The following is a 25,469-nucleotide window of genomic DNA, read 5'->3' as shown; positions in this document are numbered from 1 at the left end:
CGTCCAGCGTTGCCGTCTACTACTGCGTCTCGAGTCGTTCGAGTGCAGCCGCGACCACGAGCGGCAGCGTGATCGTCGCGTCCGCGTAAACCGAGACGTTCTCGGCGTCTTTCTCGAGTTTTCCCCATGACCGGGCCTCGTCGAGCGTCGCGCCGGAGAGCCCGCCGGTCTGTTTGGGATCCATCGTCAACTGCACGCCGTAGTCGTAGGCCCCTGGTGTGACGAGCATCGTCTGGAGGGTGAAGTTCTTGGGGACGCCGCCACCGACGACGAACGCGCCGGCCTCGTCGGCGTCGAACGCGATGTCAGTGAGCGGTGTCATGTCCGAAAGCGCGTCGAGCGAGAACGGGCCGGTCTGGGAGTACATCCAGGCCTGCAGGCCGAGCACGGAGTCTTGGACGGCAGGACAGTAAATCGGGACGTCGTTCTCGTAGGCCGCGGCGGCGATGCCGGGGGCTTCGTCGATATCGTCCCGTTCGTTCACCTCGAGGTTCGCCCGCCCCAGCTCCTCGGTGAGCCGCTGGATCGAGACCGGACCCGATTCCTCGCATTCAGCCTCGAGCACCGGAAACACCTCCTCGCGCAGGTGGCCTTCGAAGTCGGCGAAGAACTCCTGTGGGAGGTAGACGTTGTAGATCCGATCGACGCCCTCGTCGCGTAGCGTTTCGTCGTGTTCGCGCTCCGTCTTCCCCTCCGCGTGGACGTCGCCGTGGTGGTGTTTGCCGCCGATGGCCTCGATGGCGTCGTGGGTGAGGTTCGCCCCGGTCGTCACGAGGACGTCGATGTGACCTTCCCGGATGAGATCGGCGACGATTCGACGCATCCCCGTAGGAACCATCGCGCCCGCGAGCGAGAAGAAGACGGTCACGTCGTCGTCGAACATCGACTCGGTGATGCCGACGGCTTCGTGGAGATCGGCCGCCCCGACGCCGGCGGAGCCGTACTCGTCGGCGAGTTCGCCGACCGTCATTCCGGCGCGCGCCTCGGCGTGGCCGATCGGGTCGTGCGAAAACGTCTCGCGCTCGGGCTCGTGGTGTCCGTCCTCGGAATCGGTCGTGTGGTCGTCGCTCATGTCCTCGAGTCGGCCGGCCAGCGGTTTGAACGCCGCGGTTCGGTGCGCCCACCCCGGCTGGAACCGCACACAGCGTCGGCGATAGACGGGGCTGCACTCGTCGAGTCCGCAGCGAAAAAAGCGAAGCGACGTCTCCAGTGCGCTACGGTGCGGGTGGACCACCGTTCGACGGCCGGTGATCCGCTATCGTCCGTTCGGTCAGCACCGGCGATCGATCGGCAACCGCGTACAGGACGGTGCGTCGAACGACCGCCGTGTTCAGTACTCTCCGTCGCAGTCGGTGCACTCCGTCTCCGTATCGGCCTTCTCGGTCGCGACCTCCGTCCCGTCGTGCGTGAGCGTGACGTACGTCTTCTGTCCCTCGAGGACGGTGACCCAGAAGCTCTCCGAGCCCTTGCCGTCGGGGTACAGTTTGCCGCCCTGTCCGTCGCCGTCGACGCTCCAGTTCGCTTTCACTTCGTGCTTCGTGTCGTTCGTGACGCGGAACTTCGCCTCTCGGATCGTCCGTTTGTCGGCGTCGTCGTCCTCGTCGGTTGCGTCCTCGCCGTTGTCGTAGCCGTCGTCGTCGTGACCGTTGTCGTCGTCGCCGTTGTCGCCGTTATCGTCTTCGTCGACTTCCTCGCCGTCTTCGATCGTCTCGCCGTCGGGATCGAAGTCCTCGTCGGCGGCTTCCTCGTCACCGTTGGGGTCACCGTTCTCGCCGTTTTCGTCGGTGTCGTCGCCGTTGTAGCCGGCGTCGTCCTTTCGCGTTCGGTAACAGACTGCCTCGAGGTCGAGTTTCTCCGCGATACCTTTCGTCTCGCACTCGAGTTTCTCGACGTCCGCGCTGGCGACCTTCTTGCCGTCCGCGTAGACCGTGACCGTCGAGTCCTTCGTGACGGTGCCCGCCCAGAACGTCTCGGAGTCTTTCTCCGGGACCGTCAGCTTCCCCTCGAGACCGTACTCCGTGTCGCCATTATCGTCGTAGCCGTTGTCGCCGTTATCGTAGCCGTCGTCGTCGTGACCGTTGTCATCGTCACCGTTGTCGTCCTCGTCGACTTCTTCGCCGTCTTCGATGGTCTCGCCGTCTGGATCGAAGTCCTCGTCGGCGGCTTCCTCGTCGCCGTTCCCGTGACCGTCGACGTCGCCGTCGTGGGCACCGTTATCGACCGCCCAGTTGACCTTCGCGGCTTCCTTGGTCTCGTTGTAGACGCTGAGTTTCGCGTTGCCCTTCTCGAAACAGACGAGATCCAGTTTGAACGCGCCCGTCTTCGGGTCGGTGTCGACCGCGTTCTTATCGTCCGACTTGCCGTCGGAGTCGTCGCCGGCCATCACGCTCGAGATACCGAGCGCGCTCCCGCCGAGTACTGTTCCCGCAGCGCCGATACCGAGCAAACTCTCGCGCCGTGAAAGTGAATTGAACTTTGTCATCGTTGTCATCCCCGACTGAGCAACGTCCGTGACCGTCGGGGTTGACTGAATCTCTATCTTAGCGAAGTATTGTTACTCGAGGACTATCATTAGAACACGATAAATACCGAATTTGAACCGTATTCGTTCGAAATGCTGTTAGCTAGATTACAGCGTACGGGATAGGGGAAAGTGCCCGCCTGACTGACGATTCCGAGCAGAATCCCGCGGCTACTGTCATAATAAACACACGGTGGCTGCCGAAGGATCGATGTCGAAACTGCCGAGAGATCAGCGTCACGGCAATCAGGGACAGTGCTTCGAGACGGGCGGTGGCCGGCGGCTGACGGATGATCGGTGATCGACTCCGAGCGTTCGCAAACGTCGGTCGCGTTGTTCGTCGAGACCGTGATCTGACGGTCGTAGTCGTCCACCCGTCTCCGTTTCGAGGAACTGCTCGATAGCAAGACGAACGGGCGTGTATGCGGCCCGTACCGTTCATACACGGTCGCTTCTGTGGCGATACGGGTCGACTACGGGGGGCGATATCCGGGAGCGAACCGGCTACAGCCCGGTCGGCTCCTCGAAGTAACTCGTCTCGAGGCCCCACCCCTCGACCAGCTCCTGTAGCGCGCGAACGCCGAACGTCTCGGTGGCGTAGTGTCCCGCGAGCAAGACGTGAATCCCGGCCTCTCGAGCCTCGTGGTAGGCCTTCTGTTTCCCCTCGCCCGTGATCAGCGCGTCCGCGCCGGCCGCGTCGGCCTCGGCCAGCCAGTCGGTGCCGCTGCCGGTGACGATCGCGACCTCCTCGATCTCGTCGGGGCCGAACTCGAGCGCCGGGACGGGTCGACCGCCGGTCTCGAGGTTGGACTGCAGCCGATCGCGGAGTTCGTCGACGGTGTAGGGGTCGGCTGCAGCGCCGCGCTGGCCGATGTACTCCGGACCGAGCTCCCCGAAGGGGGTACGGTCCTCGAGGTCGAGCACGTCGGCGACGCCGGCGGCGTTGCCCAGTTCCTGGTGGCCGTCCAGCGGGAGGTGCGAGACGTACAGCGCGAGGTCGTTCGCGATCAGGGGTTCGATTCGGTCGTACGTTCGGCCGGTCACCCGGTCGAAGCCGCCCCACGAGAGGCCGTGGTGGGTGACGAGCGCGTCCGCGTCGGCGTCGACCGCGCGCTCGAACGTCGCTTGCACGCCGTCGACGGCGAAGGCGACGTGTTCGACCTCGCCGTCGTCGGGACCGACCTGTAGCCCGTTCGCGCTGGCGTCGAGGTCGGCGTAGTCGTCGGTGCGCAGTTCCTCGTCGAGACGGTCGACGAACGTAGCGAGCTCCATGTCTCGAGCGTCGCCGGCGAGGGCCTTGTATTCGGCTGGTTTCGTTCGACGACTGAGTCGGCTACGTTCGCCTCGGCGACGAGTTTCGAGCAGTATATGCGGGAATTCAAGTAGTATCAGGACGGATTGAACACACGTAGATGCGCGTCTCGTACCAACACGCCAACGTTCGCGACGGCAACGAGTCGTCGCTCCTACGGTTTACGGCCGCCGACGGAACGCGTGCGTGCGTTCTCGTCGACTCGGGTGCCGGCGTCGATCTCGACGCGTTGCTCGCTCCCGACGAGTATCTGAACGCGATCTTGCTCACACACGCCCACATCGATCACTACCGAACGCTCGCGGAAAGCGTTCGCCACAGCGCCCCGATCTACGCGTCGCCGGCGACAGCGGCCGTCCTCGAGCAGGCGCTCCCGGAAGCGCAGAAGGACAACGATCTGGGGAACCTCTCGCCGGTCTTCGACCACCTCGAGCCGATCGACGACTGGACGTCGATTCTCTCCGACCTCGAGGTGCGTCCCGTTCCCGCGGGACACACGCCCGGCGCGGTGGGATTCGCGGTTCGTTTTCGAGACGAGACCGGAACCGACGGTCCCCTCTCCGACGAGCACCACCTCCTGATGACCGGTGATTTCACGCGCCGCTCCTGTGCGGGATTTCCGGGGCTTACGACCTCCTACCCGTTCGATATCGACGCGCTGTTCCTGACCGTCTCGACCGACGAGTCGTATCCGGACGCGCTCGAGACGGCGTTGCAAACGGTACTCGAGCGGGCATACGCCGGCTCGCGGGTCGTCGTCGCGACGAGTTCGCTGACTGGCGTCCACGTGGCAACGCTCCTGACTCGACTCGCGGAGACGCTCGATCGGCAGCTACCGATCACGCTCGTCGGCCAAACCGCCAAGGTGTACGCCGCACTCGAGGAGGCGGGTGGCGGAGCGGCGGCCGAACCCGACTCTGCCGTCGAGACGGTACCGGTGTTCGACCGCCCGAGTACGGTTCTCGAACACGGCGGCGTGGCGATCACCGGCCCGGACGATCCGACGCGGGGGAGCGCTTCGCGCCTCCTCGGAGCGGTCGCGGACGACCCCGCCGGGGTCTTCGTCCGGCTCGGAACGGGGAACGACGAGCCGGTCCCGGACGTCCGGTGTACGACCCACTGCGTCGACCTCCGAAATCACCCTTCGCTGGAGACGATCGACGACCTCGTTTGCGAGCTGGCGCCGACCCACGTCGTCATCAAACACGCCAACGGCGGCGCGCTCAACCGATTTCAGCGTCGCTTCGATCACTGTTTCACCTGGGGGACGAACGACGAAGACATCCACCGACTCTACGACGAGGGGGAGTGGCTGTCGCCGGGGTGGATCGCCGAACGAACGGCGACCAAAATCCGCGCCCAGCAGTGGGAAGCCGCCCGGCAGCGACCGATCGATGTCACCGCCTCGCTGCCACCCGTCCGGCGAGGTTCGGTCGACCTCGAGGCCGAGGACGTCGATCTCGAATCGTTCGAGCGCAGTTTCGCCATCGGTACGCCGATGCCCGAGGCGAGTGCGACGAGCAAGAGAGGATCCGAGTCGGTGCTATCCGAGGGAGGATCCACCTCGGCGACGACGATCAGCGACGGAGAGACGGGCGAGCGAATCCAGGTCTCGACGGCCGAGCCGAGTCGGGATCGAGAGACGGAGACGGTTCGGGCCCGAGTGCTAACCGACGGCGACAGCGAACAGATCTTCCGTCTCCTCGAGCGGGCCGACGTCGACGCGGGAGACGTCGTCGAGATCACGATCGGCGAGTCAGTCTCAGAATCGTAATTCGGTTGACCGGTGACCCAATCGTCGACCCGCTGTCGCAAAAGACCGCTACATCAGGTAGAACAGCGGGAACAGGAACACCCAGACGATGTCGACGAAGTGCCAGTAGAGCCCGAAGAACTCGACCGGCCGAGTGTCCTCGAGATAGGCGTCGACGCTCGCGATTCGGTAGAGCATGAAGACGGCGATGAGCAGGCCGAGGAGCACGTGTAAGGCGTGCAGTCCCGTCGTGACGTAGTAGACCGTATACTCGAGCCCGTACCACCAGTACTCGCCGTCGGCGAACTTCACGTTGTACTCGTACGCTTTGACGCCCATGAACGTCAGTCCGAGCAGCAGCGTCGCGCTCAGGGCGCCGAGTAACCCCTGCTTGTGCTGGCGCTCGGCGAAGGCGAGCGCGAGGACGACTGTGAAACTCGAGGTGAGCAGGATGTAGGTGTTGAGCAGGCCGGGCCAGGCGGCAAACGGCACGGTCACCCAGTTGTTCCAGCCCATATGCAGGCGCATGAAGACGTACGAACCGATCACGGCGCCGAAGACGACGACGTCGGACGCCAGGAAGAACCAGACGCCGAGTTTCGTGTTGCCGACGCCCTCGAACGGCCAGCGCTCGGCGATGGCCATCTCGGGGGCGACGAATTCCTCACGTCCGTACTCGAAGAGCGTGTACGCGAGAATCGCCACGCCGAGTACGGTGAGAATCGGATACAGCACGGTCGGTTCGGCGGCGGTGCTGGCGTCCTCGAGCCCGCGCGCCTGGGCGAACTCGAGTACGTACGGCGTCAGTCCCGAGAGCCCGAGGAAGAACACGAACGCCCCGAGTCCGATGCCGAGCGGCCAGATGCTCGCGTGATCCGCGTGTTCGACCTGACTCGCCTCTTCGGTCACCACGCCGCCGTCGGTCGTCGCCGACGTGTCGTCGACGAACTCGAGTCGGCCGCTGGCGTAGCTCGGGCGGCCGCTCCAGTTCTCGAGCGGCGGGGGCGAGGGAATCGCCCACTCGGCGGTGCGGGAGAACTCCCACGGGTTGTCGGGCGCATCGGGGCCCGAGACCCAACTCTTTGCGAACGTGTAGAACATGATCAGGAACGACGCGCCGAGGACGAACGCGCCGACGGTCGCCAGCTGGTGGTAGAACTGCATTCCTTCGCCGTAATCGAAGACGCGCCGCGGCGTCTCCCAGGCGAGGAACATCGGGAAGTACAGCAGGTTGAATCCGATGAAGTAGACCGCGAAATTGAGCTTGCCGAGCGTCTCGGAGTACATCTTCCCGGAGAGCTTCGGCCACCAGTAGTAGAGGCCGGCGATCAGCGCCGTCACGCCGGAGACCATCACGTAGTGGAAGTGCGCGACGACCCAGTAAGTGCCGCGGAACTCGTAGTCCAGCACGACCGCGCCGAGGAAAACGCCCGTGATGCCGCCGAGGATAAAGAGGACGAGCGCACCCAGCGAGAAGAGAAACGGGGTCGTAAACCGGATCCGCCCTTTGACCATTGTGTAGATCAGCGCGAAGACCATCAGGTCGAAGGGGAGCGAGATCCCGATCGTCGTCGCCATGAACAGCGTCTTCACCTCGAGGTTGATGGTCGTCAGGAACATGTGGTGCATCCAGACCAGGAAGGACTGGACGGCCACCAGAACCATCGAGATGATGACCCATTTCCGACCGACGAGCCGTCGACCACAGAAGGTCTGGAACGTCTCGAACATGATCCCCAGCGCGGGGAAGAAGACGATGTACACCTCCGGGTGGCCGAAGAACCAGAACAGGTGCGCCCACAGCAGGCTCGAGCCCTGATCGGTCGCCATATACTGCGTCAGGAGGATTCGATCGCTCGCCTGCAACAGGAGGGCGGCGAGCAGCGCGGCGAACGCAAACAGCATCATCCAGACGGTCAGCAGCCACGACCAGGTGAAAAGCGGCATGTTCCAGAGCCCCAGTCCCTCCGCACGCGACCGATGAATCGTCGTGAGGAAGTTGACCGTCCCGATCGTGATCGAGAAGACGAACAGGATCAGCGCGAGGACCGCCGCGTTGCCGCCGGTCGTCGCCTCCATCGCCGGCGTATACATCGGCACGTTTAGCGGCGCGTACATCGTCCAGCCGCCCGCGTACGACCGTCCCTGGAAGAACGACAACACGAACAGCAGCCCCGAAAAGAGGTAAAACCAGTAGCTCATCGCGTTTAGCCGCGGGAACGCGAGATCCTTCGCCCCGATCTGCAGCGGGACGAAGTAGTTCGCGAAGCCGGTCGCGATCGGGGACAGGAACCAGAAGACCATCAGTAATCCGTGAGTCGAGACGGCCTGGTTGTACTCGCTGCCAGTGAGCAGTCCCGTTCCGCCCGGCGCCCACAGCTGGATACGGAAGATCAGGGCGAGGACGCCGCCCAGCAGGAGGAAGAACATGGCCGTCGCCAGATAGAGAAGGCCGACGTCCTTGTGGTTCGTCGTGACGAGCCACCGCTTGACGGACGTCATCGGGGGCAGGTCGCTCATCGGGACACCCCTCGAGGGAGACCGCTCGATTCTTCGGTCCGGTCTCCGCGACGCTCGCTGTGCGATCGACGCGACCGTCGTCGCTGAACGCTTCGATACGGCAGCAACCTCGGGGACCGACGAACCAGGAAACCCATCGTCGAAACGTTCCACACCCAAGCCCCGTATGAATGTGTGTGGCGCATGTGCAAGGATACGGTCGCAGGAGACGAGGGTCCCCGGAACTTCCTCGAGGCGACGATTTACCACCCTGCACGCAGATACTGACGATATGTCACGCGAAACGGTTTCCCACGAGGACGGCGCGATATACGAGTTCACGCCCGATCTCGAGGCGCTCGCCACGGTCGACTCGGGCGCTGAACTGACGATCGAAACGAGAGATAGCTTGGACGGCGCGGTGCAAACCGAATCGGACGTGATCGAGTCGGTCCCGGAGGAGGTCAACGCCGCCACGGGACCGATCGCACTCGAGGATGCCCAACCCGGTGACGTCCTCCGCGTGGAGATCGAGGCGATCCGAATCGCCGAAGACCAGGGCCGAGTAATCACCATCGACGGCTTCGGCCTGCTCGACGGCCACGAGGATATTGAGGCCCCGCGGACGCGGATGACGCCGATTTCGGCGGACGGCGAGACGCTCGAATTCGACGACCTCGAGGTCCCAATCGACCCCGTCATCGGCACGATCGGCGTCGCACCCGCCTCGGAGTCGTACACGACGCTCGTGCCCCACGACCACGGCGGCAACCTCGACACGACCGATATGACGGCGGGAAACGTCGCCTACTTCCCCGTCTTTCAGGAGGGGGCGATGCTTGCGATGGGCGACTGTAAGGCCGCGATGGCCGACGGCGAGATGTGCGGCACCGGATCCGAAATCGCGACCGAGATCGACGTCACGCTCGAGGTGATCGACGGCGACGCGACCGATATCGACCTCGAGCGCCCGCTGGTCGAGACGGATGACGCCTGGAAGACCATCGCGAGCGCTGAGACGCTCGAGGCGGCCTGCGAACTCGCGAACCGGGACGCTATCGGGCTGCTCGAGTCCGAGCACGGCTTCGAGACGACGGACGCCTACCTGTTCTCGAGTCTGGTAGGGGGCCTCGAGATCAGTCAGGTGGTCGATCCGCTGGTGACGGTGCGCAACGCGGTGCCGAAGGCGTACCTGTCGTCGCCGTTCTAACCGCCTCGTCTCCGTCTTTCGGGGTATTCGGTGCGTTTTCGCTGCCGGAGCATCCGTGACGAGGCCGCGTTCCGACGCGAATAACACAACAATTATCCTATCTTGTTGTCAGGCTGGCGTATGGATTCGATCGATGTTTCGTTCGATCCGACGTTTGTCTATCTTCTACTCGTGTTGTTCGGAGCTGCGTCCCTCTATCAGGCGTTCAAGGCGTTCAGGCGGTACAGATCGATCCGCGGCGCGGTGGCGACCCCCGAGCGCGACCGAGCCAGCGGGGATGCGACGATCGTCTCCGGACCGGTCTCGGTCCTCGAGTCGGCGACGCCCGAGCGCGACCCGCCCGATGCGGTGTCCGCCGTCGATTACCGGCCGGCGCTGTTCGCGTGGCGGATCCGTCGGCACTCGAGTTCGCCCGGCCGCCGCGGTTCGTCCACGACCGAGACCGCCGAGGGCGGACTGGCTGTCGGCGAGTTCGACATCCGGCACGAGGGGCGATACGTTCGGACCGACGAGGACGCACTCGCGCCCGAATTGGACGACTCGACCGAGCCGTACGACCCGTTCGACGATCCGGCCCTCGATCTGGGTGATCCGACGGTCGACGTCCGACTCGGGGAACCGGATCCGGTGACGAAAATCCTCGAGCGATTCCGGTTGATCGGCGACCGCGGGCTCTTCGGCGATCCGGAACTCGGGTTCAGCGTCGGCGGGAACTCGGCAACGCCCGATCGCTACCAGGCGGTCGTCGTCGAGAACGGCGACGAGCTCTCGGTCGAGGGAACCGTCCGGGAGGCGCGAGACGGGCCCGTGTTGGAACCCGCTACCGAAACGACGCCGACCGTGGTGGCTGGCGAGCTCGGCGAACGGGGGTCGGAGTACCGATCGACGGCGATTCGTCACGCCGCTCACGCGGTCGTATTGATCGCACTCGGACTGTGGCTCCCGACGCTGTTTTGAGTCTCGCCTCCCGTCATCCGGCATCTCCGCCTTCTTCCTTTCGGCCACGACAGCCCCCGCCGATCGATAGCATTAATTGACATCTCAAGCGAGTCGAACGTGTGTCCTCCTCGACCGACCGACGACCCGATCACGACGCCGTCGTTGCCGTCGTCCGACGATATCACCGCGTCGAACGACTCTGTAGCATCGCCGCTGCTGTGGCCGTCGCACTCGTCGCGTTCGTTGCGATCGTTTCGCTTCCGTTCCTCGTCGGCCTCCTCGTCGCGATCGGTCTCCTCGTGCTGGCCCGCGCGCCGGTTCTCTCACGAACGACGACGACGCGAGCGGTCACCGACGCGGATATCGACGCTGTCGTCGCTGACTTCGACGGTGCCATGCCGCCAATGCTCGCCTTTCAGTGGGGACTCGCCGACGACGTCCGCCCGACTGCAGACGGCGGCGTCTACGACTTCTCGTACGCCTTCGGATTGCAGTCTGCCACGATGACGGTGAAGAGCGCCCTCCGCTCGCTCGATTCGCCCGGCACGGACGACTCGAGCGGGGACGATAGCGTCTCGACGCTCGATATTACGACGACCGCGAACGACCGTTCGTGGGGGACGTACACGATCACGATTCGAGACGCTGGCGACGGGGCACGTCTCGAGATCGAGGGAGAACCGAACAGGCGGTTCGGGCTGCGCTATCTCGTGCAGGGCGCGCTCACCAACCGGTACTACGCGGAGGTGCTCGCCGCACAGGGGTACACCGTCATCGAACGGGAGACGTCGCTGTCGCTGTTTTGAGGCGCCGAAACTCGAGAACGGGGGGCTTCCATCGCTTCGACGATGATCCGGAACTACCGATGGCGACTCACTCACCGGAAGCGGTCGCCTTCGAGAAGACAAACTCCCGAACCAGTTTCCCCGCGAGCGACGCGGCCTGTCCGTCGTCGCGGTCGTTGACCTCCACGACGTCGAAGCCGCTCGCGTGCGGGGCAACCTCCCGAACGAGATCGCGCATCTCGCGGGACTCGAGGCCGAACGGCTCCGTCGTCCCCGTTCCCGGCGCGTACGCGGGGTCGGCGGCGTCGATATCGACGCTGAGGTAGACGTCTTGATTCCTGAGTCGGTCGCCGAACGACCAGTCCGCGACGTCTTCGGGCGGGACGACGGTCACGTCGTCCTCGCTCGCTCGCTCCCACTCCGCCTCGCTGCCCGTTCGGATCCCGAGGAGGACGACCTCCTCGACCGATTCGACCTCGAGGATTCGCCGCATCACGGCGGCGTGGGACAGTTCGTTCCCGTCGTAGGCCTCGTAGAGGTCGAGGTGGGCGTCGAGACAGACCACGACCTCGGGGTCGACTGCGCGCACGCCCGCGAGCGAGACGGTGTGTTCGCCGCCCAGCACCAGCGGGACGGCGTCGTCCCAGACGATATCGCGCAGGGTTCCCTCGAGGTACTCGAGATACGCTTCGGCATCGTCCCAGGCGCGAACGTCGCCGCGGTCTTCGACGCCGAGGGCCGAGAAGTGCTGGTCCGTCCGGTGGTCGTAGTCGTCGAACGGCTCCGCAAAAGTCCGAATGCGTCGGGGACCGAACCGGGTCCCCGGCTGAAAGGTCGTCGAGACGTCCAGGGGCGCACCGACGACCACGAAGTTCGCGCCTCCACGGTCGGGCTCTCGCCCTCGCGTGTCGGAATCCTCGCGTCCGTCAGTCGCCCCGGGAAACATCAGACGATCTTTCGCTGGTCTTCCATCTCGAGGTACTCGATGTTCTCGTCGGGGGAGACGTCGACGTCCTCGGGGATGCGCATCGTGAGCGTCTCGTACGTTTCGAGGTCCATGACCTGCATGTCGTTGCCGTCGACGGAGACGACCTGTCCGTTCTTCCGCTCGATGATCGGGACCCAGATCTTCGCGTCGACTGGCTGGGAGAGCGAGCGCTTCTTGCCGTCGAAGACGCCTGCGGCCTCGACTCGAGCCTTCGCACTGCCGTGTTTACCCGGCTTGGCGGTCGAGTAGGCGTTGATCTTGCAGGCTGCGTCGTCGATCATGACGTAACTTCCTTCCTGGAGTTCGCGAACTTCGGTCTGCTGTTTCGCCATATCCCGGCGTAATCAACCGACGGCCATAAACCGTTTGGAATGGACGCTGAGACGAGTTCAGTGTGCTAACACGTCTGAACCGTCGGATGCGGCCGGTGTACTGGGGGTGGATCTCCAGGAACAGTACCGAGCTGGTACCGTTCGCAGCCAGTGGCTCTCGAGCGAAATCTCTACTAACTGGCCGACGAAGGCACGACTGATGCCAGGCAGCTTCGTCGCCGTCCTCGGTATCGTCGCGGTGTTCCTCTCCGGTCTCAGCATCGCCATGGTCGTTCGACACCGCAGGCGTCGTCACGCCCGATCCGAACTCGCGGACGCCCTCGACGACCGACTGGCCGAGGCGTTGGGTCCGGGAACCGGCTCCCACCTCGAGCGTTCGCCGACCGTCCGTCGAATCGCCGTCGTCGGTGCGGATTTCGAGGGCCACGATGGGTCGGCTGACGAGGGCGAACGGCCAGCGATCGTCCCGATCGTCCGCGTCGACCTCGAGACCACCGACGCGCCGGGGATGAAACTCGTCTTGGAGTACGTCGCGGACGTGCTCGAGGCGATCCAGCCCGAACTCGAAGCGCGCGACGAACGCGTCCACCGCTACGACGTCGAGTTCACTTTCGGCCCCGGCGGGTTGATCGTCGCGGGAGAGTGTCGCCGCGTCTCCGTCGCGCCGGAACTGGCCGATCGACTGCTCGAAGACGAGCGCTACGGCGCGTTCGAACTCCTGCGCGACGTCGAGCGTGCCGACCGAGACGGCGACAGTCCGACCGCCCTGTGGGACGACTGCCGATCGTCGGCTACTCATCACTGACTGGGGGTGTTTGCGACGAATACGTAGTATCCGGTCGACCCGCTACGGCTGCGTCTCCATCGGCCGGCGGCGGATGTAAACCCGAACCACGGCCCATGACAAGAGTTAACATATTTCGGCGCGTAACGGTTGTGAGTGTTCTTCAGCGTCGGCGGTGAGACACCGGTCTCTCGAAACGACGGACGCTCGGAGAGGTCCAGAGATGGCGACGATTCACGAATCCGCGGCGGTCGAGACAGCAACGAAGGCCGAAGAGCAACGGGTCATCAATACCCTCGTGCTGGCGTTCAGTTCGGATCCGATGATGCGGTGGTTCTTCCCGTCTTCGAACGACTACATGGAATATTTCCCGGAGTTCGTCAGGCGCTACGGCGGGAAGGCGTTCGATCACGGGACCGCTCACACCCTGCACGATTTCGCTGCAACAGCCCTCTGGCTCCCGTCAGGCGTTGACCCGGACGAAGACGCGATGGTCGCACTGTTTCAGGACGCCCTGCCAGAAGAGCGCCTGGCGCACACATTTTCGGTCATGGAGCAACTCGAGACGTACCATCCCACCGAGCCGTACTGGCACCTGCCACTCATCGGCGTCGGCCCCACCCAACAGCGTCGGGGCTACGGATCGGCGCTGATGCAGTACGCACTCGAGACGTGCGATCGAGAGGGCGAACTCGCGTACCTCGAATCGAGCAATCCCCTGAATATCTCGCTCTACGTCCGGCACGGATTCGAGATACTCGGCGTGATACAGGAGGAGACGATGCCGCCGCTCATTCCGATGGTGCGCACGCCACGGGAGTGAGACTCACCGGATCGGCTGCCGACGAGCGAGGGGAGTCGAGGGGTCAGTCGTCGTGAGTCGCCGGTTCGTGCTCTCGCTCGTGGTGCTGTTTCTCCTGCAGGTGTTCGATCGCGTGGAGTTCGACGACCGGGACGATCTTGGCGACGGTCAGGAAAATCAACACCACCATGCCGATGGTACCGATGATCGATGCGATCTCGATGAAACTCGGGAAGTAGTCGCCGGGCGTCGCCGCGTAGATGCTCATCGTCGGGTACATCAGCCCCTCGACGACGAAGAGGATCTTCTCGAGGAGCGTCGCGGTGAGAATCGCGAGTCCGCAGGCGACGGCTCGCAGCTTGGTGAACAGCGAGGGGCGGATCGTCTGTGCGAAGATGAAGGCTAACACTCCGGCGACGAGTCCCATCGAGAAGAGATAGATGGGATGTGAGAGCGTCGCAAACGTGACGTACTCCTCGTCGATCGGGGCGAAGAAGGTACCGGTGACCATCTGCTGGAGCTGGAGCCAGAGGAACAGCAGGGAGAAGAACCCGAGCCACAGGAGCAGCCCGCGGAAGATGTCGTCGGTGATGATGTGATCCCAGTCGTAGGCCCAGCGGAAGGCGTAGGAGAGGAAGATCACCCCGCTGATCGCGGAGGTGAGCGCGATGGTGAGAAACTGCGGTCCCTGCACCGCGCCGAACCAGCCGGGCATGCTCGGGATCAGGGCGAACAGCCACGGAATCACGCCGCCGTGGAGCAAGAGCGGGGCCATGATGATGATGGCGAGCGCGAGCCACCAGACCATCCGCTGGACGATCTCGTCTTCTTTCTCGGAGTAGCCGATAGTCAACAGTTTGTAGATGGGACCGAAGTGGTCCGGCAGCTCACCGCGCAGTCTAGTGACGTCGTACCGGAGTGTGAGTGCGAGATAGGTCGCCGTCAGCACGAAGTAGGCCGTAATGACGGTGACGTCCCACACCAGCGGCGAGGCGTGGATCGTGATGTGGTAGTGCGTGATGATGCTCGTGACCATCCGGTCGGGCCGCCCTAAGTGGACGACGATGTAGAAGCCGGCCGCGGAGAGTCCGGCGATAGTCAGCAACTCGGCCAGCCGAGCAACCGGCATGTAACGTTCCATCCCCAGCAGGCGGACCGCTGCGGAGAGGATGATCCCCCCGTGGGCGATTCCGACCCACCAGATGAACGCGCCGATGTACAGTCCCCAGGTTACCCCGCCGCCGGTCCCCCAATCGGAGAGCCCGGTGACGACCATCCCCTCGTAGAGCTGGTAGAGCCAGCCGATAAAAAAGAGGGTGAACGCCAGCCCAGCGACTCCGGCCAGGACAAAGTATTTCGTCGACGTATTCTGTATCGGCCGAAGGATATCGGCCTTCTGTGGCGATTTCGTGCTCATCGTGCGAGAGTCTCACAATCATACTGTCGCCACGTCCGTCATTGCATCCGTTGGCCTTGCAAGCACTCCCCCCGTCGTTGACCGTGTACGCCCCGCTCGCCGCCGAACGGATCGTGACCCGTGTTACCGAGGGCATCACTCAAGTGTCCGCGGACCGAACAGCTTGATATGGTGCTGCTGGTGGCCCTCGACGAGTCGGAACCGGGGTGGGCGGCCCTCGAGTACGCTCTCGAGGAACACGCCGACGACGAGATCGTCGTCGTCCACGTCGCCGATCCGAACCGGAGCGGCTACGGCGAGTTCGCCCATCTCGGTGCGGAGGCGATGCGCGAACGGATGCGCGAGGCGGCGTCCGGCCTGTTCGACGCGGCCCGTACTCGAGCGACCGATCGGGGCTGTGAGATTACGACGGAACTGCTGACCGGCCAGCCCGCGCCGACGATCGTCGAGTACGCGATGGATCACGACGTCGACCGCATCGTGGTCGGCAGTCACGGTCGGTCCGGCTTCTCGCGCGTCTTACTCGGCAGTGTAGCGGAGCGTATCGCCCGACGGGCATCCGTTCCCGTGACGATCGTCCGCTGACCGTTCGCCATATCCACCGTCGGTAAGCAGACGATTACCCCGTTCGCCGATCTGCCCGCTCGTGTCTCGCCGGGTAAGTATAAATTGTGATACGTGTGGACTTCCGGTCACTCCGTCCCAACTGAATAAACTAATGAGGCTCCGAAATAGTTTCGCGGTATGAACAACCGCTACGATGTGGTTATCGCAGGCGCTGGCCCGGCCGGTGGCCAGTGCGCACGCGACCTCGCAGCCCGTGGATACGACGTCGTCGTCCTCGAGACCGAGTCCGAGGACGAGTTCCCGCGCCAGAGTAACAAGTCGACCGCAGGGACGTTCCCCTCGATGATGGCTTCGTTCGGGATTCCCGACGACGTCGTCATGCAGTACACCGACAGCGTCGTCCTCGAGTCGCCGACCGAACACTACGTTCGCGAACAGCCCGGTGCGGTCCTCGAGTTCGCCGACTTCAAGCGCTTCCTCGTCGAGGACAGCCGCGCGGACGGCGCGGAGTACCGCTTCGACGCGCGCGTCACCGCGCCCATCATGGAAAACGACGAGATCGTCGGCGTCCGATACAACGGCGATGAAGAGGTCTACGGCGAGATCGTCATCGACGCGACGGGCCCGGCCGCGCCGCTCGCGAAGAAACTCGGCGTCGTCGATCTCAAGCGGGAGAACCACGCGATCGGCATCGAGTACGAGTTCGAGGGCATCGACATCGATCGCCCCGGCTTCGCCGATCTCCACGACGCGATGATGCTCCGACTGGATCACGAGCTCGCGCCCGGCGGCTACTCGTGGATCTTCCACACCGGCGGCGATACCGCCAAGGTCGGGCTCTGTTACATTCAGAACGGGAGCCACAAGCAGTACGCGCGCGACGGCTACTCGATCGACGACTATCTGAACCACTGGCTCGAGACTGATCCCCGCTTCGCGAACGCCGAGCGACTCGAGGGGAAACAGCATCGCGGCTCCGCGCACATCCAGCTGCCGGGCCGGATGCACACCGATCGGTTCATGGCTATCGGCGACACCGTCCCGACGGTCGATCCGCTCTGGGGCGAGGGAATCAACAAGTGCATGCAGTCCGGCCGGATGGCCGCTACTGCAGCCGACTCCTGCCTCAAACACGGCGACGTGAAGCCGACCGCCGAGAACCTCGAGGTGTACGAAACCCTCTGGCATCGCGACGTCGCCCCGAACGTCAAGACCCGCCAGCACATGACGCAACTGCTCTATCTCGCATCCAACGAACGCTACGACAAACTCATGCGGGACCTGAACCGGTTCGACGAAGAGACGCTAGCGGAGGCGAACCGCGGGAACGTCCGAGCCGTGTTGAAACTGCTCGGTCCCAGCGACGTCTCCCTGCTCGCCCGATTCGCGAAACAGCAGTTCGGATTCTGACTCGAACGATACGACGCGATCACTCGCTCTTCCGTGCGTCGCTACTCCCGACTCTCGACCGATCGAGGCCGCAGTCACCGAACGGTTAATGGTTCTCGGCTTCGAGACGTGCCAATATGTTGACTCCCCGCCCGGACACCGACGGTCCTCCCCTCTCGAGGCGAGCGCTGCTCGCCGCCTCTGGTGCGCTGGTCTCCGCGACGGCCGGCTGTGCCGGCTTTCTGGACGACGACGATTCCCGGTCCAACGGCGACCTCGTGGAGGACGTGCCGGCGGAAACGGCCGTCCTTGCTCACCTCGACGTCGCCGCGGTCGCGGACGCGGGTGCGCTCAAGGCGGACGAGGATGTCTCGGATTCTGACGGCGATACGGCCGACACGGACGATGATGCGGCCAGTGCGGACGACGGTGCAAACGGCGCGGACGGCGACGCTCTCGAGGACGACGGCTCCGTCGACCCCGGGTACGTTGCCGATCTCGCGGCGGCGGTCGAGGCCCGAACCGGGCTCGACCCGCTCGCGGCGAACGAACTGTTGCTGTTCGGGGACGGCGACGCCGAACTGAACGAGGCGACGCTCGAGGACACCGAGTCCGACGGCTGGGCGCGGGTCGACGCCGTCGTCGACGGCGATTGGAGCGAAGACGAGGTGGTCGACTCGATCGAGGCGACCACCGACCTCGCGTACGAGGAGACGACGTACGAGGACGAGTCGGTGCTGTACGAGGCGGAAACGAGCGGGGACGGCGACCCGTACACCCCCTCCCTCGGCGTCCTCGGCGACGGCCGATTCGTCGTCGGCGACGAGGCTACCGTGCGATCCGCGCTCGACGTCCGATACGGCGAGAGCGATCCCGTCTCCGGGCTGGTTCGCGACGCGTACGAGGACGCCCGCGGCGCGCAGTTGACCGTCGCCTCCGAAACCGACGGCCTCTCGGTTCCCGAGGCGATCGAACTGTTCGTCGACCTCGAGTTCGATATCCTCGACGAAGTCGACGCTGTCGGCCGGAGCTACGCCCTCGTCGACGCCGGACTCGAGTTCGAGATCGACCTCCACGTCGGTGACGACGGCGACGCCGCGGAACTCGAGACCGTGCTGCGCGGCGCGCTTCCGTACCTCGGGAGCATCGACGAGGAGTTCGACGAGGTGCGCGACGATATCGACCTCGAGCGGAACGGCCCGGTGGTAACGGCTGCCTACGAGGGGGAGGCCGACGCCGTCCTCACCCTGCTCTCCGTGCTCGACGGGGTGTAACGTCGCGTGGACCTGCTGGCGCTGTTGCGAAAGGAATCGATCACCGTCAGGCGAAATTGGGGATTGATCCTGGTCCTCCTCGTCTTACTCCCCGGCGGACTCGTCGCCGGAACCGCCGTTTTCGAGCAGACCATTCCGCGCGACGTGCCCGTTGGCGTCGTCGCCGGGGAGGAGACGACCGAGGACGACATTGCGATCGCCGAAGCGGGGATGATCGCGTTCGCGACGCCGGTCGAGTACGAGTCGGCGGCTGACGCGCGCGAGGGACTCCAGCGCGAGGAGGTGTATCTCGCCGTCCACGTCCCAGGCGATGTGATGAACGAGAGCGGCGAGGCGAACGTGACGATCGTCTCCGATCGCGCGTTCGTTCCCTTCGAAGAGCCGGTCAACGAGAGCGTCGGCGTCGCCGAGTCCGAGATCGACGGGCTCGTCCCGGCCGACGTCACCGTCGATCACGAGCAGGTCGGTGCGGAGCGGAGCCTCTCGGAGTTCCTCGTCCCCACCGGCCTGTTCGCCTTCGTCACGCTCTACGCGCTGGTCTTTCTCCCCTATCAGGTCCGCTCCGAACGGTTGGTGCTCGATCGACTTCAGACCGAGTCGCGACTGGATACCGTCGTCGCCAGCAAACTGCTGTTCTACGGCGCCGCGCTCGCGATTCCCGCAGCTGTCGTCGCCGCGATGGCCTACTGGTTCGGCTACGACGTGACCGTCCTCTCACCGCTGTCGGTCACTGTCTTCGGACTCACGTTCGTCTATCTGGCCGCGATCGGACTCGCCGTCCTCTTCGCACTCGGGCTCCGCCAGACCGCCCTGTTCGTCAACCTCGGGCTCGCGCTGGCCGTCTTCGGACTCTCGAGTCTGGTCTACCCGACCGGCTTCTTCTCCTCGACGCAGGGGACCATCTCTCGAGCGCTACCGACGTACTACTCGGTGGTCACGACCCGGAGCGCGATGTTGCGCGACGCGCCGGCGTCGCTGTACGCCGACTACCTCTGGTGGCTCGTCGCGACGACGCTCGCCTCGCTCGTCGCCCTGAAGCTGGCGCTGGTCGTCTACGAACGGAGGCGATAACCGATGACTGACACCGACTCGACTCACGACGCCGGCCCTGATTCCGCGAGCCGAGACGCCTCCGACGGCGATAAGGGTTCACTCGCGCTCGTCGGCGTGACGAAACGCTACGGCGAGACGACGGCGCTCGAGGATCTCTCCCTCGCGTTCCGTCCCGGCACGTTCCACGGCCTGATCGGTCCGAACGGCTCCGGGAAGACGACCCTGTTCGCGCTGCTCGCCGGACTCACGCGGCCGACAAGCGGCCGGATCGAGCGCACCGACGCGACCGCCGCCGTCGGCTACAGCTTTCAGGAGCCCCGATTCTACCCGTCGCTCACCGTCCGCGAGAACCTCGAGATCTTTCGCGGGTTCGTCGACGACCCGCCGCCGGACGCCTGGACCGAGACCCTGCTCGAGGAGCTTCGACTCGAGCCCGCCGCGGACCGGCGGGCCGACGAACTGTCGGGGGGCTTTCGCAAGAAACTCGATCTCGGGCTCGCGCTGGTCAAGCGCCCGCAGTACCTGTTGCTCGACGAGCCGCTGGCCGACGTCGACGACTACTCGCGGCGACGTATCACGGCCTTCCTCGACTCGTATTGTGAGGGCGACCGAACCGTCGTCGTCTCGACGCACAACGTGGCCGCGTTCGCCGACCAGCTCGATCGGCTCTCCGTCGTCGTCGACGGCGACCTCCGGTACGACGGCCCGCCCGCAGACGATGTCGTCTCGCAGTACCGGGCGCTGTTGGAGTGACGGCGTTCTTCCGCGAACGTACATCGTTCCCGACGGGTCCGAGGGGGTTTCACCCGGGTCGTCGTACGCGTCGCTATGTTCGAGACGATCCTGCTCCCGACCGACGGCAGCCAGCACGCCGAAGACGCGGCCGAAACCGGCCTCGAGCTCGCGAGTGTCCACGACGCGGCGGTCCACGTCGTCTGCGTGGCCGATACGGGCCCACTGAGTGATCTCCGCCTTCCCGGCGACGCCGCGAGCGCCGAAGACGCGATGCGCCAGCGCGCTCAGGAATCCGTCGACGCGATCGTCGAACGGGCCGAAGAGGCGGGACTCGAGGTGACCGGCACCGTTCTGGAGGGGCCGCCCGAGCACGAACTGCTCGAGTACGCGGACGAGGCCGGAATCGATCTCGTCGTGATGGCAACCCGCGGTCGGGGCGGGGTCCACCGGATGGCACTGGGAAGCGTCTCCGACCACGTGATTCGGTTCGGGGACGTGCCCGTGCTCGTGGCGAACTCGGGTTCGCGCTCGGCGTAAGAACCGGACGCGGGCGTCTCACAGGACCGACCGATATCGAGTGTTCACTCGAGAGGACGTATTTGTCGAATATGCATTTACAGAGACTAGTAGTGAGATTGAGCGAAGTGCTCACGCTGGCGGCGATGAGTTCCACGTCCTCCCCAGCCGATTCGCTCGCTCGCAGGCTCGCTCCCTCATCCCTCGTGCGGATTCGAGCCGTGGTTCACTCGTCGCTCACCACGGCTCAGCGCACGCCACCGCACGTGGTTTAATTGGTCCGAAATAGTTCGTCGTTCACCTGTGCTGATCGCCCGGTTCGTTCGCTACGTCGGTCGATAGCCGGGAACCGCGCTCTGGCGGCCGTCAAGTCGCTCAGCGGACGATTTCGTTGATCGCTTCAGTTCGACGGCCGATCGACCAGCCGAACAGCGCGAGGCCGACGTAGACGCCGAGCGCGGGCAGGATGTACGCCTCGAGGATCGCGTCGGGCGTGAACCCGAACCCGTCGAGCGCCGCAGCGAGCAACACCGAGACGAGAAAGAGCGCGATACCGACGTCCGCAAAGCGCATGCTGGGGAGTTCCGTCGGCTGCGAGCCGATTCGGCCCACTGCGTAGAACGCGAGGGTGTAGGTCAGCCAGCCGAAGACGAGCGCCAGCGCGGTCGTGAACACGTCGTCGGGGTACTGTTGGGGGAGGACCGAGAGGTGGACCACCAGCGTTACGAGCGCGGCGCTCGCGAGGAGCACGAACAGAAGCGGCCGTGAGGTCGCGTCCGAATCGCTCATTCGATGCGGGCTCCGTGTTCGTCGATCTCGCCCGCGACGATCCGCGTCGAGGAGATGCGTTCGCCGTCGTCGGCGAGGGTGTACGGGGCGACGATTCCGGAAATCGGCTCGAGACCGTGCTCCCGGCGACGGTCGTTGATTTCCTCGAGTTCGGGTGCCGTCTCCGGCGAGACGACGAGCGCGTCGACCGCGGGGTCGTCTTCCGCGATTTCGTACTCGCTCGTGAGCTCCCGAATCTCGACGTCGCGATTCCACTCGTCGAGACGGTCGATGGCGTCGGTGACCTGCCGAACGCGCTCGTCGAACGCGGGAATCTCTCGAGGCTGGTGGCGCGTCTCGACCGCGAGGTCGTCGCTCGTCAGGGCGACGACGACGCCGTCGTCGCCGAACCGGAGCGCGTGCTCGAACAGGGTTCGGTGGCCGTCGTGCAGCGGGCCGAACGTCCCGGCGACTGCGACGTACATACGAGTCCCGGCAACGGGGAGGCCCATAGGTGTGTCACGTTCTCTCGGCTGCTGAACACGAGAAACCGTCTCGCGACTCGAGCGGAGGCGTACTGTGACGCGCGTAGACGGACGTCGACTCGAGTCGATGGCCGACGACTCGAGCGAATGGGCGAATATATCCGTCCGAAGCACGATCCGGGTACTAGATACGTTGGTCTCGATGTCGCTGACTACCGAACTCTCGATCGTCTTTCTCGTCGGCCTCGTCACCGGTCTCGCCACCGGGCTGGGCGTCGCGCCGTTCTTCCTCGTTCGCGAGATCGCCGACCGCTGGCTCGTCGTGCTCTGGGGTCTCGCGGTCGGCATTCTGCTCTCGGCGGCCCTGTTCGGGTTGCTGGGCGAGGCGCTCGCCGAGGGCGAACTCGCACACGTCATAGCCGGCGTAATCGGGGGCGTCGCGTTCGTCTACCTCGCCGACCACCTCGTGTCGGGGTACGAGTTCTCCCCGCGGGCGGTCTCGGCCGTCGATCCGCGGACGGTCGTGTTGACCGTCGGCGTGCTGACGATCCACAGCATTCCGGAGGGGATCGCCGTCGGCGTCGCGTTCGCCGACCTCGGGACGGGCGAGGGACTCGAGATCGCGGGTCTCACGGTGCCGGCGCTCGCCGTCTTCATGGGAATCGCCATCTCGATCCTGAACGTGCCCGAGGGGCTCGCCATCGCTATCCCGCTGATCGCCTACGGGATGGACCGCTGGAAGGTCGTCGGCTGGGCCGTCTTCTCCGGCCTGCCACAGCCGATCGGCGCAGTGGCGGCCTACTACTTCGTCAGCACGCTCGAGGGCCTGCTGGCAGTGAGTTTCGGATTCGCCGCGGGGGCACTGTTCTACCTCGTCGTCGTCGAGTTCGTGCCCGCGGGGATCGACGCTGGCCGATCGCTCCCGCAGCGGGGACGACCGCGGCTCGTCGCCGGCGTCTGCGTCGGTTTCGTCGCGACGCTGGCGATCATCTTCGCGGTCGAAGGCATCGGAACCGTCTAAGTCCGGGTCGGTGACCGGGATTCAGCAGGTGAAGGTGACGTACGTACTGCTGGAACTGACAATCCACGTGCGGTGGCGCGCGCTGTCGGTCGGCCGAACGAGCGTGAGGTCGGCCGACGATACTGTGCGAGGGATGAGCGAACGACCGGAGGGAGTAAGCGAATCGGCTGGGGAGGACGTGGGAACCATTGCCGCCAGCGGCAGCAACACGCTTGTCCTCACCAAATCATCATCAAAACGGTCCGTTCTTTATGCCAGAATACACCTCGAAATACTCGACCGCGCTACGACTCCGACTCGAGTTCGACCAACTCCCCAGTCCGAACCACGTCCGCGAACTCGCCCTCGAGGTGGGCTAACGCGATTCGGTGAACGGTCTCCGCATCGAACGCCTCACCGTCGAATCGCCGGTCGAAGGTCGCGGTCGCGTCGGCGACCACGATCGGATCGAACCCCAGGTTCTCCGCCATCCGCGTCGTCGTCGAAACGCAGTGGTCGGTCGTGAGCCCCACGACGACGACCGTTTCGATCCCTCGCTCGCGAAGCCAGTTCTCGAGACTCGTCCCGATGAACGCGCTGTTGACCGATTTCGTCATCGTCGGCTCGTCCTCGAGCGGGGCCGTCTCGGATTTGAACGCAAAGCCGGGTCCATCGCCCCGCAGCGGCGAGTCGGGTTCCGTGGAGTCGTGGCGGACGTGGACCACTGGTCGATCCGTCTCGCGCCAGCGTGCGAGCAGCCGCGCCGCGTTCGCCTCGGCCTCGGGATTGTTCCGAGTTCCCCATCCGGCGTCGTCGAACCCCGTCTGGAGGTCGATCAGGAGGAGTGCGGCGTTCTCGAGCCGACCATCTTCGCGGCTCCGGCCGTCTCCGCGGTTTCGATCGTTTCCGCAGTTCCGATCGTCCCCGCGGTTCCGACCCGCCATTACGGCAACCTCGCGGCCGGTTTCGGATGCTCCCGCGTAACCGTGATCGGACACGTCGAGGGAGCCTGCGCTTCGTCCTCCGAAAACAGATACTGGGGCCACTCGCGGTCGGTGTCGACGCCCCAGTCGCCGAGGTCGGCGTGCGGGCAGACGCCGTCGTACTCCTCGAGTCGGTCCTGGATGACCTCGCGGGCGTGCTGGCCGGCCTCGGTGTCGCCCGTGACGCCCATGTTCTCGAACAGCGCGCGGGGCTGGAACGTGATCTCGAGGCCGATCGGACAGTACCGACTCTTTCGTTGGTCGTAAAACGGTGCTCGACAGGTCGGGAACATCGGCTCGCCGCCGAGGCAGAACTCCCAGTAGGGGTCGTCCGGATCGGTGGGGATGTCCTCGGGCCAGGGCTCGGGATCGTGGAGGTGCAGCGTCTGGAGGATGTGCCAGAGCGCGTCGTGGTACTCTCGCTCGGAGAGCGACCGCTCGGGCGGCTCGAAGAAGGTGACCAGCGACGCGCGCTCGGAGTGGTCTCGATAGAGCTCGAGGTACTCGAGGATGCGATCCCGAAGCGTCAGGAGTGCGTCCGCGTCGCTCATCGAGGGGACGGCGGTGTAAAGCGGGTCGCCCTGCTGGACGGATTCGGCCCCGAAGAAACAGGGAAACGGCGTCCCGTTTCGCTCGCCGAGCAGCCCGTCTCGGAACGTCTCCCAGTGGTCGACGACCCATCCGGGGGTCTCGCCGGCCTGCACGCGTCGCTCGAGCGTCTCCTGATCCATCAGCGACTGGATACCCGGCTCGTTCATACGTTCCCCTTCGGCCTCACGAAAATGTAGCTTTTGTTTCCCTGACCGCTGTCCGGCCGAACATATGTGGGTGTTATTCCTCTCCCAGGATCGATCTTTCGTTATTCGACCCGTTCGATCGGTGCGCCGGTCGTAACGTCCCCGCCCTCGAGAATCCGCGCTCGAAGCCCGCCGCGGTGGATCAACGCCTCCCGGACGCCCTGTTTCTCGAGGTGTCGCTCGAGGTACGAACACGGCTCGCAGAGTTCGACGCCCTCGCAGACAACGTCGCCGACGCGGAACTGTTCCCCGACGAGATGGTTCAACGCGATACCCTCGGTTGTCACGTTCCGACGGTGGACGCCCGGCTCGAGGCTGATGTCGTACTCCTCGGCAACGCCCTCGAGGGCTTCGCGTTCGATGAGCGTGAGGTCGCTGCCGTTCCGATCCGCGAACGTCCCGTCGGTGTCGAAGTAGCGGTCGCCCTCGAGTCCCTGGTCGGCGACGGCGCGCACCTCTTCGAGTCGTTCCATCGATGCGCCCTGTTCGGGTGCGATGTGAATCGTACGTACTTTGGCGGTCATGTGTGTCTCGTCGGGGTGGCTCGAGTTATACAATGT

General features: G+C 64.8%; 25 protein-coding genes. 13 read left to right on the top strand and 12 right to left on the bottom strand.

Translation table 11 applies throughout. The annotated features are described in order from the left end of the window. Positions 1-19 precede the first annotated feature (19 nt). The 3 genes from ACSFDB_RS08635 to ACSFDB_RS08625 all read right to left on the bottom strand — a co-directional run bounded on the left by ACSFDB_RS08635 (position 20) and on the right by ACSFDB_RS08625 (position 3,793). Complete coding sequence (locus ACSFDB_RS08635) at positions 20-1,072, bottom strand: deoxyhypusine synthase (RefSeq protein ID WP_440770593.1); 1,053 nt, start codon at positions 1,070-1,072, stop codon at positions 20-22. Positions 1,073-1,330: 258 nt separating this feature from the next. After that, positions 1,331-2,482, bottom strand: coding sequence for a hypothetical protein (locus ACSFDB_RS08630; protein ID WP_440770592.1), 1,152 nt, complete (start codon positions 2,480-2,482; stop codon positions 1,331-1,333). A 543-nt stretch (positions 2,483-3,025) separates the two neighbouring features. Then, complete coding sequence (locus tag ACSFDB_RS08625; protein WP_440770591.1) at positions 3,026-3,793, bottom strand: Nif3-like dinuclear metal center hexameric protein; 768 nt, start codon at positions 3,791-3,793, stop codon at positions 3,026-3,028. A 140-nt stretch (positions 3,794-3,933) separates the two neighbouring features. Between ACSFDB_RS08625 and ACSFDB_RS08620 the strand changes: the two genes are divergently transcribed. Further along, complete coding sequence (locus ACSFDB_RS08620) at positions 3,934-5,607, top strand: MBL fold metallo-hydrolase (RefSeq protein WP_440770590.1); 1,674 nt, start codon at positions 3,934-3,936, stop codon at positions 5,605-5,607. A 48-nt stretch (positions 5,608-5,655) separates the two neighbouring features. Here the strand turns inward: ACSFDB_RS08620 and ACSFDB_RS08615 are convergent, their stop codons facing one another. Beyond that, entirely contained in the window at positions 5,656-8,106 is a 2,451-nt protein-coding gene (locus tag ACSFDB_RS08615; protein WP_440770589.1) for a cbb3-type cytochrome c oxidase subunit I, read from the bottom strand. Positions 8,107-8,377: 271 nt separating this feature from the next. Between ACSFDB_RS08615 and ACSFDB_RS08610 the strand changes: the two genes are divergently transcribed. The 3 genes from ACSFDB_RS08610 to ACSFDB_RS08600 all read left to right on the top strand — a co-directional run bounded on the left by ACSFDB_RS08610 (position 8,378) and on the right by ACSFDB_RS08600 (position 11,040). Then, positions 8,378-9,295 carry an acetamidase/formamidase family protein gene (locus ACSFDB_RS08610; protein ID WP_440770588.1) on the top strand — a complete coding sequence of 306 codons (918 nt, stop codon included), beginning with the start codon at positions 8,378-8,380 and terminating at the stop codon, positions 9,293-9,295. Positions 9,296-9,415: 120 nt separating this feature from the next. Further along, positions 9,416-10,252: a hypothetical protein gene (locus ACSFDB_RS08605; RefSeq protein ID WP_440770587.1), complete on the top strand. Its 837-nt coding sequence runs from the start codon at positions 9,416-9,418 to the stop codon at positions 10,250-10,252. Between the two features lie 101 nt (positions 10,253-10,353). After that, the gene (locus ACSFDB_RS08600; protein ID WP_440770586.1) at positions 10,354-11,040 is read left to right on the top strand and encodes a hypothetical protein; all 687 of its coding nucleotides are present in this window, start codon (positions 10,354-10,356) and stop codon (positions 11,038-11,040) included. Between the two features lie 67 nt (positions 11,041-11,107). On the opposite strand, the gene speB is transcribed toward ACSFDB_RS08600, so the two are convergent. After that, positions 11,108-11,965: an agmatinase gene (speB, locus tag ACSFDB_RS08595; protein ID WP_440770585.1), complete on the bottom strand. Its 858-nt coding sequence runs from the start codon at positions 11,963-11,965 to the stop codon at positions 11,108-11,110. Beyond that, on the bottom strand, positions 11,965-12,339 hold the full coding sequence (locus tag ACSFDB_RS08590) for a translation initiation factor IF-5A (RefSeq protein WP_440770584.1): 375 nt from the start codon (positions 12,337-12,339) through the stop codon (positions 11,965-11,967). Before ACSFDB_RS08590 ends, speB begins: the two co-directional genes overlap by 1 nt. A 199-nt stretch (positions 12,340-12,538) precedes the next feature. Here ACSFDB_RS08590 and ACSFDB_RS08585 point away from each other — a divergent pair, with 199 nt between their 5' ends. Both ACSFDB_RS08585 and ACSFDB_RS08580 read left to right on the top strand, forming a co-directional pair. Continuing rightward, on the top strand, positions 12,539-13,144 hold the full coding sequence (locus ACSFDB_RS08585; RefSeq protein ID WP_440770583.1) for a hypothetical protein: 606 nt from the start codon (positions 12,539-12,541) through the stop codon (positions 13,142-13,144). Positions 13,145-13,346: 202 nt separating this feature from the next. Further along, entirely contained in the window at positions 13,347-13,946 is a 600-nt protein-coding gene (locus ACSFDB_RS08580; protein WP_440770582.1) for a GNAT family N-acetyltransferase, read from the top strand. Positions 13,947-13,989: 43 nt separating this feature from the next. Here the strand turns inward: ACSFDB_RS08580 and nrfD are convergent, their stop codons facing one another. After that, positions 13,990-15,342 carry an NrfD/PsrC family molybdoenzyme membrane anchor subunit gene (gene nrfD / locus ACSFDB_RS08575; RefSeq protein ID WP_440770581.1) on the bottom strand — a complete coding sequence of 451 codons (1,353 nt, stop codon included), beginning with the start codon at positions 15,340-15,342 and terminating at the stop codon, positions 13,990-13,992. A gap of 168 nt (positions 15,343-15,510) precedes the next feature. Here nrfD and ACSFDB_RS08570 point away from each other — a divergent pair, with 168 nt between their 5' ends. From ACSFDB_RS08570 to ACSFDB_RS08545, 6 genes are all read left to right on the top strand, one after another. After that, entirely contained in the window at positions 15,511-15,927 is a 417-nt protein-coding gene (locus ACSFDB_RS08570; RefSeq protein ID WP_440770580.1) for a universal stress protein, read from the top strand. 159 nt (positions 15,928-16,086) lie between these two features. Further along, entirely contained in the window at positions 16,087-17,319 is a 1,233-nt protein-coding gene (locus tag ACSFDB_RS08565; protein ID WP_440770579.1) for a digeranylgeranylglycerophospholipid reductase, read from the top strand. Positions 17,320-17,435: 116 nt separating this feature from the next. Further along, positions 17,436-18,572: a hypothetical protein gene (locus ACSFDB_RS08560; RefSeq protein WP_440770578.1), complete on the top strand. Its 1,137-nt coding sequence runs from the start codon at positions 17,436-17,438 to the stop codon at positions 18,570-18,572. Positions 18,573-18,578: 6 nt separating this feature from the next. Then, positions 18,579-19,643 carry an ABC transporter permease gene (locus ACSFDB_RS08555; protein WP_440770577.1) on the top strand — a complete coding sequence of 355 codons (1,065 nt, stop codon included), beginning with the start codon at positions 18,579-18,581 and terminating at the stop codon, positions 19,641-19,643. A 3-nt stretch (positions 19,644-19,646) separates the two neighbouring features. Beyond that, positions 19,647-20,378 (top strand): ABC transporter ATP-binding protein, encoded by a 732-nt coding sequence (locus ACSFDB_RS08550; protein ID WP_440770576.1) that lies wholly within the window; start codon positions 19,647-19,649, stop codon positions 20,376-20,378. Positions 20,379-20,453: 75 nt separating this feature from the next. After that, positions 20,454-20,897, top strand: coding sequence for a universal stress protein (locus ACSFDB_RS08545; protein WP_440770575.1), 444 nt, complete (start codon positions 20,454-20,456; stop codon positions 20,895-20,897). Positions 20,898-21,251: 354 nt separating this feature from the next. On the opposite strand, the gene ACSFDB_RS08540 is transcribed toward ACSFDB_RS08545, so the two are convergent. After that, positions 21,252-21,665 (bottom strand): hypothetical protein, encoded by a 414-nt coding sequence (locus ACSFDB_RS08540; RefSeq protein ID WP_440770574.1) that lies wholly within the window; start codon positions 21,663-21,665, stop codon positions 21,252-21,254. Then, positions 21,662-22,129: a phosphopantetheine adenylyltransferase gene (locus ACSFDB_RS08535; RefSeq protein WP_440770573.1), complete on the bottom strand. Its 468-nt coding sequence runs from the start codon at positions 22,127-22,129 to the stop codon at positions 21,662-21,664. The genes ACSFDB_RS08540 and ACSFDB_RS08535 overlap by 4 nt, the downstream gene beginning before the upstream one ends. Before the next feature lie 202 nt (positions 22,130-22,331). Between ACSFDB_RS08535 and ACSFDB_RS08530 the strand changes: the two genes are divergently transcribed. Continuing rightward, on the top strand, positions 22,332-23,150 hold the full coding sequence (locus ACSFDB_RS08530) for a ZIP family metal transporter (RefSeq protein WP_440770572.1): 819 nt from the start codon (positions 22,332-22,334) through the stop codon (positions 23,148-23,150). Between the two features lie 284 nt (positions 23,151-23,434). On the opposite strand, the gene ACSFDB_RS08525 is transcribed toward ACSFDB_RS08530, so the two are convergent. The 3 genes from ACSFDB_RS08525 to ACSFDB_RS08515 form a co-directional block, all read right to left on the bottom strand. Continuing rightward, positions 23,435-24,073 (bottom strand): cysteine hydrolase family protein, encoded by a 639-nt coding sequence (locus ACSFDB_RS08525; protein WP_440770571.1) that lies wholly within the window; start codon positions 24,071-24,073, stop codon positions 23,435-23,437. Continuing rightward, a complete protein-coding gene (locus ACSFDB_RS08520) occupies positions 24,073-24,870 on the bottom strand; it encodes a YqcI/YcgG family protein (protein WP_440770570.1) in 798 nt (265 codons plus the stop codon). Before ACSFDB_RS08520 ends, ACSFDB_RS08525 begins: the two co-directional genes overlap by 1 nt. A 101-nt stretch (positions 24,871-24,971) precedes the next feature. Next, a complete protein-coding gene (locus ACSFDB_RS08515) occupies positions 24,972-25,433 on the bottom strand; it encodes an MOSC domain-containing protein (RefSeq protein ID WP_440770569.1) in 462 nt (153 codons plus the stop codon). Between the last annotated feature and the right edge of the window lie 36 nt (positions 25,434-25,469).

Source organism: Natronorubrum amylolyticum (assembly GCF_052040145.1).
Classification (GTDB): Archaea; Halobacteriota; Halobacteria; order Halobacteriales; family Natrialbaceae; genus Natronorubrum.
Note: the sequence above shows the minus strand (reverse complement) of the source record. Positions and strands in the feature narration are given on the sequence as shown.

What these genes read in the sequence shown, in the direction of transcription:
- ACSFDB_RS08635 (WP_440770593.1), bottom strand. Translation starts at nt 1,072, where the DNA reads ATGAGCGACGACCACACGACCGATTCCGAGGACGGACACCACGAGCCC.
- ACSFDB_RS08630 (WP_440770592.1), bottom strand. Translation starts at nt 2,482, where the DNA reads ATGACAAAGTTCAATTCACTTTCACGGCGCGAGAGTTTGCTCGGTATC.
- ACSFDB_RS08625 (WP_440770591.1), bottom strand. Translation starts at nt 3,793, where the DNA reads ATGGAGCTCGCTACGTTCGTCGACCGTCTCGACGAGGAACTGCGCACC.
- ACSFDB_RS08620 (WP_440770590.1), top strand. Translation starts at nt 3,934, where the DNA reads ATGCGCGTCTCGTACCAACACGCCAACGTTCGCGACGGCAACGAGTCG.
- ACSFDB_RS08615 (WP_440770589.1), bottom strand. Translation starts at nt 8,106, where the DNA reads ATGAGCGACCTGCCCCCGATGACGTCCGTCAAGCGGTGGCTCGTCACG.
- ACSFDB_RS08610 (WP_440770588.1), top strand. Translation starts at nt 8,378, where the DNA reads ATGTCACGCGAAACGGTTTCCCACGAGGACGGCGCGATATACGAGTTC.
- ACSFDB_RS08605 (WP_440770587.1), top strand. Translation starts at nt 9,416, where the DNA reads ATGGATTCGATCGATGTTTCGTTCGATCCGACGTTTGTCTATCTTCTA.
- speB (WP_440770585.1), bottom strand. Translation starts at nt 11,965, where the DNA reads ATGTTTCCCGGGGCGACTGACGGACGCGAGGATTCCGACACGCGAGGG.
- ACSFDB_RS08590 (WP_440770584.1), bottom strand. Translation starts at nt 12,339, where the DNA reads ATGGCGAAACAGCAGACCGAAGTTCGCGAACTCCAGGAAGGAAGTTAC.
- ACSFDB_RS08585 (WP_440770583.1), top strand. Translation starts at nt 12,539, where the DNA reads ATGCCAGGCAGCTTCGTCGCCGTCCTCGGTATCGTCGCGGTGTTCCTC.
- ACSFDB_RS08580 (WP_440770582.1), top strand. Translation starts at nt 13,347, where the DNA reads ATGGCGACGATTCACGAATCCGCGGCGGTCGAGACAGCAACGAAGGCC.
- nrfD (WP_440770581.1), bottom strand. Translation starts at nt 15,342, where the DNA reads ATGAGCACGAAATCGCCACAGAAGGCCGATATCCTTCGGCCGATACAG.
- ACSFDB_RS08570 (WP_440770580.1), top strand. Translation starts at nt 15,511, where the DNA reads ATGGTGCTGCTGGTGGCCCTCGACGAGTCGGAACCGGGGTGGGCGGCC.
- ACSFDB_RS08565 (WP_440770579.1), top strand. Translation starts at nt 16,087, where the DNA reads ATGAACAACCGCTACGATGTGGTTATCGCAGGCGCTGGCCCGGCCGGT.
- ACSFDB_RS08560 (WP_440770578.1), top strand. Translation starts at nt 17,436, where the DNA reads ATGTTGACTCCCCGCCCGGACACCGACGGTCCTCCCCTCTCGAGGCGA.
- ACSFDB_RS08550 (WP_440770576.1), top strand. Translation starts at nt 19,647, where the DNA reads ATGACTGACACCGACTCGACTCACGACGCCGGCCCTGATTCCGCGAGC.
- ACSFDB_RS08545 (WP_440770575.1), top strand. Translation starts at nt 20,454, where the DNA reads ATGTTCGAGACGATCCTGCTCCCGACCGACGGCAGCCAGCACGCCGAA.
- ACSFDB_RS08540 (WP_440770574.1), bottom strand. Translation starts at nt 21,665, where the DNA reads ATGAGCGATTCGGACGCGACCTCACGGCCGCTTCTGTTCGTGCTCCTC.
- ACSFDB_RS08535 (WP_440770573.1), bottom strand. Translation starts at nt 22,129, where the DNA reads ATGTACGTCGCAGTCGCCGGGACGTTCGGCCCGCTGCACGACGGCCAC.
- ACSFDB_RS08530 (WP_440770572.1), top strand. Translation starts at nt 22,332, where the DNA reads ATGTCGCTGACTACCGAACTCTCGATCGTCTTTCTCGTCGGCCTCGTC.
- ACSFDB_RS08525 (WP_440770571.1), bottom strand. Translation starts at nt 24,073, where the DNA reads ATGGCGGGTCGGAACCGCGGGGACGATCGGAACTGCGGAAACGATCGA.
- ACSFDB_RS08520 (WP_440770570.1), bottom strand. Translation starts at nt 24,870, where the DNA reads ATGAACGAGCCGGGTATCCAGTCGCTGATGGATCAGGAGACGCTCGAG.
- ACSFDB_RS08515 (WP_440770569.1), bottom strand. Translation starts at nt 25,433, where the DNA reads ATGACCGCCAAAGTACGTACGATTCACATCGCACCCGAACAGGGCGCA.